Annotated in this window: 13 protein-coding genes; 8 read left to right on the top strand and 5 right to left on the bottom strand. The window is 62.9% G+C overall.

The features are described 5' to 3' along the window. Positions 1–29 precede the first annotated feature (29 nt). The 7 genes from QA637_RS10665 (at position 30) to QA637_RS10635 (ending at position 5,761) form a co-directional block, all read left to right on the top strand. Positions 30–635 carry a glutathione S-transferase gene (locus QA637_RS10665; protein WP_153436453.1) on the top strand — a complete coding sequence of 202 codons (606 nt, stop codon included), beginning with the start codon at positions 30–32 and terminating at the stop codon, positions 633–635. Then, complete coding sequence (locus tag QA637_RS10660; RefSeq protein ID WP_153436454.1) at positions 628–1,176, top strand: dihydrofolate reductase; 549 nt, start codon at positions 628–630, stop codon at positions 1,174–1,176. The genes QA637_RS10665 and QA637_RS10660 overlap by 8 nt, the downstream gene beginning before the upstream one ends. Before the next feature lie 246 nt (positions 1,177–1,422). After that, on the top strand, positions 1,423–2,508 hold the full coding sequence (gene hflK / locus QA637_RS10655) for an FtsH protease activity modulator HflK (protein WP_153436455.1): 1,086 nt from the start codon (positions 1,423–1,425) through the stop codon (positions 2,506–2,508). Then, the gene (gene hflC / locus QA637_RS10650; protein WP_153436456.1) at positions 2,505–3,437 is read left to right on the top strand and encodes a protease modulator HflC; all 933 of its coding nucleotides are present in this window, start codon (positions 2,505–2,507) and stop codon (positions 3,435–3,437) included. Before hflK ends, hflC begins: the two co-directional genes overlap by 4 nt. Before the next feature lie 7 nt (positions 3,438–3,444). Continuing rightward, on the top strand, positions 3,445–3,630 hold the full coding sequence (locus QA637_RS10645) for a DUF2065 domain-containing protein (protein ID WP_153436457.1): 186 nt from the start codon (positions 3,445–3,447) through the stop codon (positions 3,628–3,630). A 6-nt stretch (positions 3,631–3,636) separates the two neighbouring features. Beyond that, a complete protein-coding gene (locus QA637_RS10640) occupies positions 3,637–4,023 on the top strand; it encodes an ACT domain-containing protein (RefSeq protein ID WP_153436458.1) in 387 nt (128 codons plus the stop codon). A 235-nt stretch (positions 4,024–4,258) separates the two neighbouring features. Then, a complete protein-coding gene (locus QA637_RS10635; protein ID WP_153436459.1) occupies positions 4,259–5,761 on the top strand; it encodes a Do family serine endopeptidase in 1,503 nt (500 codons plus the stop codon). 313 nt (positions 5,762–6,074) lie between these two features. On the opposite strand, the gene QA637_RS10630 is transcribed toward QA637_RS10635, so the two are convergent. Then, entirely contained in the window at positions 6,075–6,647 is a 573-nt protein-coding gene (locus QA637_RS10630; RefSeq protein ID WP_184108547.1) for a GNAT family N-acetyltransferase, read from the bottom strand. Beyond that, positions 6,644–7,531: a phosphoserine phosphatase SerB gene (gene serB / locus QA637_RS10625; RefSeq protein WP_153436460.1), complete on the bottom strand. Its 888-nt coding sequence runs from the start codon at positions 7,529–7,531 to the stop codon at positions 6,644–6,646. The genes QA637_RS10630 and serB overlap by 4 nt, the downstream gene beginning before the upstream one ends. On the opposite strand from serB, the gene miaA reads away from it, so the two are divergent. Continuing rightward, the gene (miaA, locus tag QA637_RS10620; protein ID WP_153436508.1) at positions 7,530–8,441 is read left to right on the top strand and encodes a tRNA (adenosine(37)-N6)-dimethylallyltransferase MiaA; all 912 of its coding nucleotides are present in this window, start codon (positions 7,530–7,532) and stop codon (positions 8,439–8,441) included. The genes serB and miaA overlap by 2 nt on opposite strands. 17 nt (positions 8,442–8,458) lie before the next feature. On the opposite strand, the gene QA637_RS10615 is transcribed toward miaA, so the two are convergent. From QA637_RS10615 to QA637_RS10605, 3 genes are all read right to left on the bottom strand, one after another. Continuing rightward, positions 8,459–8,890, bottom strand: a complete 432-nt coding sequence (locus QA637_RS10615; RefSeq protein WP_153436461.1) for a DUF6841 family protein — start codon at positions 8,888–8,890, stop codon at positions 8,459–8,461. 231 nt (positions 8,891–9,121) lie between these two features. Continuing rightward, positions 9,122–10,660, bottom strand: a complete 1,539-nt coding sequence (locus tag QA637_RS10610; RefSeq protein WP_283061377.1) for an MBL fold metallo-hydrolase — start codon at positions 10,658–10,660, stop codon at positions 9,122–9,124. Positions 10,661–10,672: 12 nt separating this feature from the next. After that, a complete protein-coding gene (locus QA637_RS10605) occupies positions 10,673–12,808 on the bottom strand; it encodes a gluzincin family metallopeptidase (RefSeq protein WP_283061375.1) in 2,136 nt (711 codons plus the stop codon). Between the last annotated feature and the right edge of the window lie 12 nt (positions 12,809–12,820).

The raw sequence follows: 12,820 nt of genomic DNA, 5'->3' as shown, positions 1-12,820 counted from the left end.
CCGCGAGCCGGCGTAACAGGGAGGGTTCGATGCTGACACTCATCCATGCGCCACTGTCGCGCTCGTCGCGCATCATCTGGCTGCTCGAGGAAATCGGGGCCGAATACGAGATCCGCTACGTCAACATCCGCCGCTGGGACGGCTCGGGCGGTCCGGACGAGAATAATCCACATCCGCACAAGCAGGTGCCGGCACTTCTGCACAACGGCGCGGTGATCTGGGAGTCGGCCGCCGTCGTGCAATATTTGACCGACCTTTACCCGAACGCCAGCCTTGGCCGGCCGCCGGGCCATCCCGACCGCGGCGCTTATCTTTCCTGGCTCGCCTATTATGCCGGCGTCATCGAGCCGACGGCGCTTGCCCATATTTCCGGCGTGACCGTCAACAATCCGGCGCTGGCAAGGCTCTACAGTGAAATGTGCACCCATGTGATCGGAGTCCTCAGTCGCCAGACCTTTCTGCTCGGCGAGACCATGAGCGCGGCCGATCTGTTGCTGGCGAGCGCGCTGCAATGGATGCGCAAGATCCTGCCCGAAAGCGAGGTGATCGACCGCTACATTCGCGTCACGACCGACCGGGCGGCCCTGCAGCGAGCGCGCGAGATCGACAGCAAGCCGAGTGGTTTCCATGACTGAAGCAAAGACTGAAACGAGCGCTGAACCGAAGATCGTGATCGTCGTCGCGGTTGCGGCCAACGGGGTGATCGGCCGCGAGGGCGGCCTGCCGTGGCGACTCTCGACCGATCTCAAGCGCTTCAAGGCGCTGACGATCGGCAAGCCGGTCGTGATGGGACGGAAGACATGGACCTCGCTCGGGCGCCCACTGCCGGGGCGACCGAACATCGTCATCAGCCGGAATCGCGATTTCGAGGCGCAGGGTGCCGAGGTCGCCCCCTCGCTAGTGGCGGCGCTCGCGTTGGCGCGCAGCCACGCGGCGGCGATCGGCGCAAACGAGATCTGCATTATCGGCGGCGGGGAGATCTACCGCCAGTCGATCGGCATCGCGGACGTGCTGCACGTGACGGAGGTGCAGGCGGAGGTCGACGGCGACACCCGCTTCCCGGCGATCGATCCGGCGGTCTTCGAGAAAGTGTTCGAGGAAGAGCTGCCGCGCGGCGAGAAGGACAGCCATGCGATGCATTTCGTGACCTGGCGCCGGCGGGAGACACCGGAATGATTTTCCGCCCGCATTCCGCGTGAGGCAAAGAAACCGAGATGAGAAAAATGCGAGGCCTTTTTGGCGCGCATGCAGCGCTCACCTGTTCGTGTAGCGCGTCTCTCAACTATTTTAACCCATTTACGGTGAAGTCGGCCGTATCGCGTTGAAAGCAATGCATGTGATACCTATAACGGTTTCACATCGTGACCGCGTGCTCGTGCCTGCGGGCGGTCGGCGAGAGAGTTTTCTTGAAGAGAGGTTTTGATGCCCTGGAGCAATCAGAATGGCGGCGGCGGCCCATGGGGCGGCGGCGGCAATCAAGGGCCGTGGGGCCAGGGGCCCAATCGGCCACGAGGCGGGAGAGGCGGCCCGCCAGATCTCGAAGAGATCATCCGGCGCGGTCAGGACCAATTGAAGAATGTGGTCCCAGGGGGCTTCAACGGCGGCGTCTTCGTTATCGTCGGCCTTTTGATCGTTGGCTTCATCCTGCTCAACTCGATCTACACGGTCCAGCCGGACGAACGCGGCGTCGAGATGCGCTTCGGCAGGCCGAAAGAAGAAATTTCGATGCCGGGCCTGCACTACCACTTCTGGCCCCTCGAAACCGTCGAGTTCGTCAAGGTCACGGAACAGCAGCAGAATATCGGCGGACGCGCCAGTGGTCAGTCCAATGCCGGGCTGATGCTCTCCGGCGACCAGAACATCGTCAATGTGCAGTTCTCCGTGCTCTTCTCGGTGACCGACCCGAAGGCCTACCTCTTCAACGTCGAGAACCCGTCCGACACGCTGCAGCAGGTTGCCGAAAGCGCCATGCGCGAGGTCGTTGGCCGGCGTCCGGCGCAAGACATTTTCCGCGACAACCGCCAGGCAATCGCCGCCGACGTGAAGAACACGATTCAGGCGACGATGGACAGCTACGGCGCCGGCGTTTCGGTGAACACCGTCGCGATCGAGGATGCCGCGCCTCCGCGTGAAGTCGCCGACGCCTTCGATGAGGTGCAGCGCGCCGAACAGGACGAAGATCGTTTCGTCGAGGAAGCCAACCAGTACGCCAACCAGGTGCTCGGCAAGGCGCGCGGTCAGGGCGCGCAGATCCGCGAAGAGGCGGCCGCATACAAGGACCGCGTCGTCAAGGAGGCGCAGGGTGAGGCACAGCGCTTCATCTCGGTCCATGACGCCTATTCGAAGGCTCCGGACGTCACGCGCCGGCGGCTTTATCTCGAAACCATGCAGGATGTTTTCCGAAAGTCGAAGAAGGTCATTCTCGACGAGAAGAACGGGCAGGGCGTGCTGCCCTATCTGCCGCTCAATGAAATCGGCAGACCCGCGCAGTCGGGAGGTACCCAATGATAAACAATCGCAGTTCGATCATCCTGATCATCGTCGCGGCAGTGCTCGTCGTGATCTACTCGTCGGTCTTCGTGGTCAACGAGCGCCAACAGGCGATCGTCGTACGCTTCGGCGAGATCCGGGCCGTCAAGTCCGAGCCCGGCCTTTATTTCAAGCTTCCGTTTGCCTTCATGGATGCCGATCGCGTGCAATTTGTCGAGGACCAGGCGCTTCGCTTCGATCTCGACAACATCCGCGTGCAGGTCTCCGGCGGCAAGTTCTACGAGGTGGATGCGTTCGTGGTTTACAGGATCGCCGACGCCCGGCGTTTCCGCGAGACCGTTTCGGGCGACCGGGAGTCGGCCGAGGCGCGGCTTAGGACCCGTCTCGACGCGTCGCTGCGCCGTGTCTACGGCCTGAGGGGGTTCGAGGCGGCCCTATCGGATGAACGCGCGTCGATGATGCGCGAGGTGCGCACGGACCTCAAGACGGACGCAGAATCGCTCGGCCTCAACATCGAGGACGTACGCATCCGCCGGACAGACTTGACGCAGGAGGTTTCGCAGCAAACCTTCGAGAGGATGAAGGCGGAACGTCTGGCCGAGGCCGAGCTGATCCGCGCACGCGGTAACGAGGAAGGCCAGCGCCGCCGCGCGATCGCCGATCGCCAGGTGGTCGAGATCGTGGCGGAAGCCCAGCGTGATTCGGAAATCCTGCGAGGCGAGGGCGAAGCCGAGCGGGCCGGGATCTTTGCCGACGCCTTCACGCGTGATCCCGGCTTCTTCGACTTCTACCGCTCGATGACGGCCTATTCCCAGTCCATCGGGAACCCGGATACAACCGTGGTGCTCTCGCCGCATTCGGAATTCTTCCGCTATTTCAACAGTGCGGATGGTGCGGCGCTGCCACAGCCGCCGGCCGCGCCAGCGGCGCCTGCGACACCAGATTGAGCGGATGATGTCCGATTTCCTGATTGGGTTTGGTTTCTTCCTGATCATCGAGGGGCTGGTGTACGCACTGGCCCCTTTGGTTTTGGTGGAATTGGCGAAGCGTTTGCCGTATGTCCCGGAACATCAGCTCCGACTGGCTGGACTCTTCTCGGTGGCGGCTGGCGTCGGACTTGTATGGTTGGTTCGAGGATAATGCGAAATGCCACATAAACTGCTGATCCGGCTGGTCGATGCCGAATATGCCATTACCCGTCTGAATGTCGGGTCCGCGATACCGGAGTGGCTGCCGGGGCCGGGTTTCTGGACGGTGTCCAGCTCTCGCGAGGAAATGACACTGGTCTGTCGCGCCGCCCGCGTGCCGTCGAGCGTGCAGAGCTCGCTTGGATGGCGCTGCTTCCGCATCGAGCAGCATTTCAGCTTCGACGTACCGGGCGTGCTGTCTTCCGTGCTGCGGCCGCTTTCCGCGGCCGGCGTCGGCGTATTCGCCAATTCGACCTTCAGCACCGACTATGTCTTCGTCGCGGGCTCCAACCTTGAAAAGGCGGTGCAGGCGTTGAAGGAACACGGGCACGAGATCACCGGCTGAACGCGCGAAGGTGGCGCTGGCCGCAGGTGTCGGCCCTCTGCCTTCGTGGGGCGGATCAGGAAATCGTGTTTGGACGCTCCGGAATTCCGCCGTATCTTCAATGGAAGATCGCTTGTGTGCGAAGCCGCGGCAGCGGCGTATCGTGCAGGTGAAGGGAATCGATCACGCGGTGGTCCCGGTTTGCCAAATGCGGGACCGGTGCGTGGTCAAAGAGGAATAATAGGAGCCTAGTGACTTGTCGACACGACCCCAACTCTTCCGCGGCCTGGTGCTTGCGGCCGCGACGGCACTGCTTCTGAACAACACGGCGCTCGCCGAGACGGCAACGTCGCAACCGGCGGCCGGACCGCCATCCGTTGCCGACCTTGCCGAGGGACTGCTCGATGCGGTGGTCAACATTTCCATTTCGCAGAACGTCAAAAGCGATGATGATGACGCCCCGATGCCGCAAGTGCCGGAAGGCTCGCCGCATCAGGAGTTCTTCGATGAGTTCTTCAAGGGTCAGGGCGGCGAGGGTAACCGGCCGCGAACGGTCAACTCGCTCGGCTCCGGTTTCGTTATCGATTCGACCGGCTTCATCGTTACCAACAACCATGTCATCCAGGACGCCGACGACATCGAGATCAACTTCTCGGACGGGTCCAAGTTGAAGGCGAAGTTGGTTGGCATGGACACCAAGACCGATCTGGCGGTGCTGAAGGTCGAGCCGAAAAAACCGCTCAAGGCCGTTTCCTTCGGAGACTCGCGTAAGATCCGGATCGGTGATTGGGTGATGGTGGTCGGTAATCCGTTCGGCCTCGGTGTGTCCGTTTCGGTCGGTGTTGTCTCGGCGCGCGGGCGCAACATCAATGCCGGTCCCTATGACAGCTTCATCCAGACCGACGCGGCGATCAACCGCGGCAATTCGGGCGGCCCGCTGTTCAACATGCGGGGCGAGGTGATCGGCATCAACACCGCGATCCTCTCCCAGACCGGCATGTCGGTTGGCATCGGCTTCGCCGTACCGACGGAATTGGCGATGAACGTCGTCAATCAGCTCAAGGAATTCGGCGAGACCCGGCGTGGTTGGCTTGGCGTTCGCATCCAGCCGGTTACCGACGATATCGCCGAAAGCCTGAAGATGGAGAGGCCGCATGGTGCGCTGGTCTCCGGTATCATCGAAGGCGGTCCGATCGCCAAGGGCGAGATCAAGGCAGGCGATATCATTACCCGTTTCGATGGGACCGATGTCGCGGAGATCCGTGACCTGATGCGCGCGGTCGGCGAGAGCCCTGTCGGCAAGATGGTCGACGTGGTCATCATTCGTGACGGCAAGGAGCAGACGGTTCGCGTCACGCTTGGCCGGCTCGAGGACGGCGAGCATCTTGCCAATGTGCAGACGAACGAGAACGGCGAGGGCGCAAAGCCCACGGAGCCGCCCGCTGCCCAACTGCCAGCAACCGACGCCGTACTCGGCATGAAGCTCGCAGTGCTCGACGCCGGTCGCCGCAAGAGCTTCGGCATTGCCGAAGACGTCAAAGGCGTCGTGGTCACCGAGGTCCAGCCGAATTCCGCCGCGGCCGAGCGCCGGGTGGCAGTCGGCGACGTGATCGTCGAGGTCGGCCAGGAGGCAATGGACACGCCGGAGGACGTTTCGGCGCGGATCGAGGAACTAAAGGGCGATGGCCGCCGCAACGCGCTTCTGATGATCGCCAACAAGACCGGCGAGTTGCGCTTCGTTACCGTGCAGATGGAATAGGGGCGGGCGCGCGTCCTTTCCATGCAGCATTCCGAGGGCTTTGATTTCAAGGTCACCCTAAAGAGCTCAAGCGAGCCTCCGATCGTACTCCTCCATGGCAGCAGCGGAAGGGAGACGGACTGGAGTGATTTCGCGCAACATGTGGCCCCCAGTTCCACTTGTCTCTCGGTTCGTGGTCCAATCCCCTCGGAGCAAGGTTTCACATTCTTGCCTTCTGGCTGGTTGCGCGGCGGTTCGATGCGCTCTCCGAACCCGCCAGACGTTTCGTCGCGTGGGTCGAGCGGTGTTATGCTGATAGGTCTCGAAACGGTGCCTAACCCTGCGCCGGGACGCGCCGCGTCCACTCATCCGCCGTGATCGCGTAGAGCACGTGGCGCTTCAGATGGGCATGCGTGTCGGGGACGCGCGGGTGGTCGAAGTCGCGGTTCGGGTCCGGCCGCATGCCGAGCCGTTTCATCACGGCGGTGGAGCGGGTGTTTGCGGGCACGGCGAAGGAAACGATTTCGCCGAGGCTCCGTTCGGTAAAGCCGTAGTCGAGGAGGGCCGCTGCCGCCTCGGTCACATAGCCCTTGCCCCAGAAGGGCAGGGCGAGCCGCCAGCCGATCTCGATCGTGCCGTTCGGCAGATGCGGCTCCAGATCGGTCAGCGCAAGACCGCAGAAGCCGACCGGGGTGTCGCTGTCGCGCAATGCGAGGGCAAAGAAGCCGAAGCCGGTTTCGCTGATACCGCGGCCGATGCGATCGAACAGCGCATCGGATTCCGTGCGGCTGCGGCGGAAGGCGAAGAATTCCATCACCTTCGGATCGCTGTTGATCTCGGCAAAGAGGTCACGATCGGTCTCGTTCCAGCCGCGAATGCGCAGCCTGTCGGTTTCGCGGATGATCACGCCACGAAATCCGTCTTGCGATAGCCCTGCAGGTAGAGAAGGGCCGTCAGGTCGCCGTGGTCGATGCGGATCTTCGCCTGTTCGGCGACCACGGGTTTCGCGTGCAGCGCGACGCCGCTGCCGGCAAGCTGCAGCATGCCGAGATCATTGGCGCCATCGCCGACGGCAATCACTTCGGCGGTCGAGATGCCGAGCTTGCGGGAAATGTCGACGAGCGCGTCGACCTTGGCCTGCTTGCCGAGGATCGGATGGGCGACCTCGCCGGTAAGCGTGCCGTCCTTTTCGATCAGCACATTGGCGCGGTTCTCGTCAAAGCCGAGTTTCGTCGCGATGGGGTCGGTGAAGACGGTGAAGCCGCCGGAGACGAGGGCGGTATAGTAGCCCTTGGCCTTCATGGTCGCGATCAGCTCTCGGCCTCCCGGCGTCAGCGTGATGCGCTTGGCAATCACCTCGCCGATGACACTGCCGGGCAGGCCCTTCAGCAAGCCCACGCGCTCGATCAGCGCCGGCTCGAAGGCGATCTCGCCATTCATGGCGCGGGCGGTGATCGCGGCAACCTTTTCCTTCAGACCCACTTCGGCGGCAAGCTCGTCGATGCACTCCTGGCCGATCATGGTGGAGTCCATGTCGGCGATCAGGAACTTCTTGCGACGGCTTTCGGCATCCTGCACCGCGACGTCGATCGGAAAGCCGTTCACCTCCGCGCGCAACCGCATCTCGGCGGCGTCCGGATCGGTGCCGTCCGTGAGCGGGATGTCGCAGGCGACGCCGTCCGCCAGCCAATAGACCCCGGATGCTTTTATGGCGCTCGCTGCCGCTTCCGCCAGCTCAGGCGTCAGAACAGGATTTGACGGATTGGCGATAAGCGTGGCAACGAGAGCCATGATCAAGAACCTTGAAAGAGACACGGACGCGATCCTGATAACCGGGCCGACCGCCAGCGGCAAGTCCGCGCTTGCGGTGGAACTCGCGGGGCGGCACGGCGGCGTGGTGATCAACGCCGACAGCATGCAGGTCTACGACACACTGAAGATCCTGACCGCTAGGCCGGACGAGAAGGAGATGGGCGGGATAGAGCATTTTCTCTATGGCCATGTGCCGGCCGGACAGGCCTATTCGACCGGCGCATGGCTGCGCGAAGCCGAGGCCCTTGTCATGCGGTTGCGCGAGGAGGGGCGGATGCCAGTGTTCGTCGGCGGTACCGGCCTCTATTTCAAGGCGCTGACAGGCGGGCTTTCCGATATGCCGGAGATACCGGCGACCACCCGCGATGCACTGCGGGCGCGGCTGAAGGAGGAGGGGGCCGAGGCGCTCCATGCGGAGCTTGCCGCGCGAGACCCGCAAACGGCCGCGCAATTGCGGCCGGGCGACGGACAGCGGATCGTTCGCGCGCTCGAGGTGATCGAAGCGACCGGCAAGCCGATCCATCTCTTCCAGCAGAGCCGCGGCCCCATGATCGTCGATCCCGACAAGGCGCAAAAGATCGTCGTGCTGCCGGACCGCGCCCTCCTGCATGGCCGGATCGACCGACGGTTCGAGACCATGCTTGAGCGCGGTGCAGTCGACGAAGTGCGGGCACTCCTTGCGCTCGACCTCTCGCCCGACATGCCGGTGATGAAGGCGATCGGCGTCCAGCAGATTGCCGCGATGCTGAGGGGCGAGATCAGTGAGGAGGAGGTCATCGCCACCGGCGCAGCCGCGACGCGGCAATATGCCAAGCGTCAGATGACCTGGTTCCGCAACCAGCTCGATGAAAGCTGGCAGCGGATCGACAGGCCGGAGAGCCTACTGTAACACTTTGAATTGCTGTATCAGCCGATGCCGTGCTCCTTCAGCACGGCTTCCTCATCGCCACTGATCCAGCCGAAGATCTTGGGCTCGTCGTTGCGTACCTGGACCAGATAGTGGACCTCGAAATCGATAGCCACGTCCGGGCTGTCCTCAACGTCGTAGGTGGAGCGCCAGTCGATCTTGACGAGGAAATGCTGGTTGTCGATCGGCGTGACGGTGGTCTTGCGGATCTTCAACTCCTTGGTGCCGATCGCGCGATAGCGGGCATAGCCCCTCGCCATCGAGACCTGCAGGCTGTCGTCGTTCTTGCCGGCAAGCACACCTGCAGGCGAAGCGGCGATGAACTCCGAGGCGAAAGCGAAGGTCGTCTCGTCAACGTCAATTTCGTTGGCGAGCACGCGATTGGCCATGGTTTCGTACCGCTCGAAGAAGCGTCGGAGGATCTCTTCCATGATTCCGGTCCTGGATTTTATTTAAGCAGTTTGAATGAAAACGCGCGCCCGTGCCGCGCGGTTCCTACGACGTGCCGGCAGCGCCGGCCCATCAGCCAGTCGCCGCTTGCTGGTGCTGCACGAGTTTCCAACCGACCCCGGTATCGCAATAGGTCGAGGTGCAGTAGGCGAAGTAGGGCTTCCTATCCGGGCGAGGCCTTCGGCGCGATATGAAGGGTCTCCCATCGCTGCCTATGCCGCGGTGTCGGCGACGGTGTATCCAAAGAAGAGGTCGGTTTCGGTCCGCTTGAATCTTTGCCACTCGTCGGCAGCGATGTCACCGGGTTTAGCGACATGGTCGACATCGCTGCGGAACACGCGACCGCGAGCCTTTTGCAGGAGCCTCTCCTCGATGAAGCGAAGCGGGTGCTCCCACGGCTTGTCCTTGTGCGCCGCCCAGGGCGTATTGGCCGGGATCATCGCCACGAATTCGTCCTGGAAGGCGTTGCTTGCCAGCCAGGAAAGGTTGGCATAGTCCGCCGCCACGCTGCCGTCGAGCGTGGCATTGTGGCTGCCGTGATGGCCGACCTTGTAGAGAACCGTGCGGCCGAGAAGATCGCGCGCCGTGATGATCCTGCCATTGACATTCCATTTGAGCGGCGCCCAGGAGACCCAGTTGCCACGCTGGGCGTCGCCGGTGAAAAGCAGCACCTTGCCGGTTCCGGGAAGTTCGATCGCGATAACGAGGCTGGTGTTGTTCACCTCGTCATTCAGCCGGAGAGCCAGCGTTTCCCCGCTCTCAAGCCAGTCGCTATCGATCTGCCGCCAGGCCTCGGCGGAACCCCGCTTGCCTTTGACGCCGTAGTGGTCGGCAAAAAACGCCTTCAGAAACGCATCAGGCCCCTGTTCGACGTTCTTGCGCGAAATGCCGAAGCGCGGGTCGAAGGCGCGGTTGGCGTCCTCCGGGCCGCCGTCGACCGTCGCCGCAAGCAGGCTCAGCGTCGCTCCGTCGGCCGACAGTCTGAATTCCTCCTCGCCCTGAGGTTCCAGCGAAAGCAGCAGCTCGATGTCGCGCGGCGGTCCGAGCGCGTAGACTCGCACGCCATCGACGCCCGGCAGTCGGTAGGGCTCATGGTCGGGTCGCAGGAAAACCGGATCGCCGGCAATGCGGTCGCGCAAATATTTGATGGCGCGCTTGTTGGTGATCCCTTCGATGGCAAGCGCGCCCTGTCTTCGAGGAGAGAGTGCCGGGTGTTGCCGTTTGACCTTTCTGAAGCGTTCGCGAAGCGCGTCGGCTGCATCCTCTCCGGTCTCGAAGGAAAGGAGATCGCGCAGCATCGTGCGGTTCGGCGAATGGATACCGAAGCCCGCACGCTCGAGCCGCTCGTCGGCGCCCATCAGGGCGAGCAGCGTGTCGTGGAAGCGCTCGCGCAGGCTGTTGGCGAACGGATCATCACCATCCTCGGTCCATCCCAGCCAGAGCTCGCCGATCTCGATCGGGTCGAAGCATGGCTTTCTCGTCGCGGGATCCTTCGCCGCAAAGCCGTTGACGTGATCCATGTGCTCATGGGTCACCAGCACGACGTCCAATCGGTTGGCGGTCGCTTCGGCGATGTCGGCGATCACCTTGTCGATCGTCTGGTCGGGCTTGATTTCGGAGTTCGTCCACAGGCCGCAGTCGATCAGCATGTAAAAGGCACTGCCGTCCACCTTGCGCATCGCCAGAAGAAAACAGTCGCCATGGCCTTGCCGATACATGCGCACCGTGACACCGGACTCGGGCGCCTCCATTCTGGGCATCTCCTAGCTCCCCTGTCGGTGAAGATGGGCGAAAATCTCAGGTCGAACGGGTTTGCTCCCGCCAGCGGTGAAGGCGTTTTCCCGCCTCCGCGCCTGTCGGGTCAGGTAGGCCCGCATTCTTTCGAGCTCGGCGTCGTCGCAGATGTCGCCGGGCGTGCGGATGACCCGGCGGATCTCGAAAGTCTCGGCGTCGATGAGCAGCGTGCAGCCGCGGCGAAAATAGAAATCGTGGGGACCTCTCGGCGGCTTACCCTTGTCCGCCGCCTCCTGCTTCTTGGGGTCGAGGTAACCATGGCGGGTCTGCGTCAGTTCGACGACATATTCGCGCTCCATCTGGTCGCGGTTGCCGCGGCGTGCGGCCATGCGGACGCTGTGCACCTCGATGGCCGGACTGTCGACGATCTTGCTGCGCCGGACCGTCGCCGGTGCGTCGACGTCGGTCCTGATGCGGATGATATCGCGAAGCGGCGCATTCTTGGCCTCGGTGATCAATCCCCAGAACAGCCGCCCGTAGAGGTCGCGCGCCAGCCATTCGACCTTGCGGTCGGCCTCGAGGCCGAGCTCCAGGAGATTGCGTCCGAGGATTTCCCGGAGCGACGATTTCGACCGCTTGGCGGTCTGCGGCAGGCGGTTGCCCATCGCCTTGTTCAGTTCATTAAAAATTTCCTGTGCGGTGCGGTCCAGCCCGTCGAGGAATTTCTGGCCCTCGCTGTCGTGGAAATCGCTGCGACTTTTGAGTTCGTCGATCATTTCGAGTGGCCGCGAAAGCAGATAGGCGACATCAGCTTTGAGATCGCTGAGGCTGGGAAAGGCGGCTTTGTAGTCGGCCGCTGCTTCGGCCATCGTCGGCCAGAGCAGCGTCTGGACCGAGACGATCGGCATGTCGCGCGGAACAATACCCCAAGCCAAAAAGGCCTCCATCACTGCGACGCGGTAGTTGTGCTCGTCCTCAGGGTAGAGATCGCGATCGGCGGTAATGATCGCGCGCAGATAGTCGCCGAAGGTGACGTCGACGGGCGGACAGTAGTCGAGCGCGCGGATGCACATCTGCAGGATGTGCCGGGCCGATTTCGATGCCTCCTTGGCCAGCCGGTTGATGAGATCGGGGTGCAGTGCGCCCGCCGGCAAAATGCCCGTGCCGCTCGACGCGATGCGCAGGAGATCGGATATGCGCGCGCGATAAATCGACAGGAACGCCCGGAACACGGCGGCCACCAGAATGGCACCGCGGTCATGCACCTCTTCCGTCTCGCGCAGAAGCCTCGGATTGGGCTCGTGCGCTCGCCAGATGCCGTCCTTCCAGCCGCCGAGCGCGTCGCGCAGCGCCGTTCCGCGGCCGAGGACCTGGCCGAATTCCTGGGCGAGCTGGCCGAGCAGGTTCTGGCTCTCGAGGTCGCCGCGCGTGCGGGCGATCTGGTCCTTCAACACGTCCGGATAGGAGAAATGCTGGAAGATCGCGACGATGTCCGCGAAGGCTTCGTGCAGCGCCAGCACGTCCGGATTGGTCGCCTCGCTGAAGCGGGGATGCATGCCGTCGAGCAGGGCATGCGACGTTTCGTGGGCGATGATGTCGTGGGAGAGGCACGTGAATATGATGGTCCCGGCAGGCGCCCCGGATTGGCCTTCTCCGGCCGCGAAATAGCCGAAAAGCAGGGCCTTTTTCTCGGGGCTGTAATAGGCATTGGCGTCACGCAGCGCATGCGGATAGATGCGCAGGCGCTGCACATATTGCGGATTGATCCAGCGGCCTTTTTCGTCGCGGTCGCGCGGCGCCCAGAGCGCGACACGGCCAAGGGCGCTTTCGAAATTGACGATGGTGTTCATCGCCACGGCATAGGTCATCTGCTGGTGGAATTGCGGGTTCCATTCCGCGGGCCTTAGACCATTGTCGGCGAGCAAGCTCGGATCGTGCAGATTGACCGGCCTGTAGACGAGATCGAGCGACGGGTCGAAGTCAACGACCTCGACATATTCGCCGACCGGACCGACGAACGGAACGCCGGGGTCGAGCTTGTCCATCTCCCAAGGGATCGAAACGATCACTTCGTTGAGCGGCAGCGTTTCGTGTCGTCGCCCCATGCTCGGGTCGAAGGCGAAGATTCGGAGTTTGCGCGGAGGCATGGTCGACAAAACGGACATCTGCTCCTCCCG

The organism is Sinorhizobium terangae (assembly GCF_029714365.1).
GTDB lineage: Bacteria > Pseudomonadota > Alphaproteobacteria > Rhizobiales > Rhizobiaceae > Sinorhizobium > Sinorhizobium terangae.
Note: the sequence above shows the minus strand (reverse complement) of the source record. Positions and strands in the feature narration are given on the sequence as shown.

Excerpts from the sequence above, each read along its gene's own strand:
- QA637_RS10665 (WP_153436453.1), top strand. The coding sequence starts at position 30 with ATGCTGACACTCATCCATGCGCCACTGTCGCGCTCGTCGCGCATCATC.
- QA637_RS10660 (WP_153436454.1), top strand. The coding sequence starts at position 628 with ATGACTGAAGCAAAGACTGAAACGAGCGCTGAACCGAAGATCGTGATC.
- hflK (WP_153436455.1), top strand. The coding sequence starts at position 1,423 with ATGCCCTGGAGCAATCAGAATGGCGGCGGCGGCCCATGGGGCGGCGGC.
- hflC (WP_153436456.1), top strand. The coding sequence starts at position 2,505 with ATGATAAACAATCGCAGTTCGATCATCCTGATCATCGTCGCGGCAGTG.
- QA637_RS10645 (WP_153436457.1), top strand. The coding sequence starts at position 3,445 with ATGTCCGATTTCCTGATTGGGTTTGGTTTCTTCCTGATCATCGAGGGG.
- QA637_RS10640 (WP_153436458.1), top strand. The coding sequence starts at position 3,637 with ATGCCACATAAACTGCTGATCCGGCTGGTCGATGCCGAATATGCCATT.
- miaA (WP_153436508.1), top strand. The coding sequence starts at position 7,530 with ATGATCAAGAACCTTGAAAGAGACACGGACGCGATCCTGATAACCGGG.
- serB (WP_153436460.1), bottom strand. The coding sequence starts at position 7,531 with ATGGCTCTCGTTGCCACGCTTATCGCCAATCCGTCAAATCCTGTTCTG.
- QA637_RS10615 (WP_153436461.1), bottom strand. The coding sequence starts at position 8,890 with ATGGAAGAGATCCTCCGACGCTTCTTCGAGCGGTACGAAACCATGGCC.
- QA637_RS10610 (WP_283061377.1), bottom strand. The coding sequence starts at position 10,660 with ATGGAGGCGCCCGAGTCCGGTGTCACGGTGCGCATGTATCGGCAAGGC.
- QA637_RS10605 (WP_283061375.1), bottom strand. The coding sequence starts at position 12,808 with ATGTCCGTTTTGTCGACCATGCCTCCGCGCAAACTCCGAATCTTCGCC.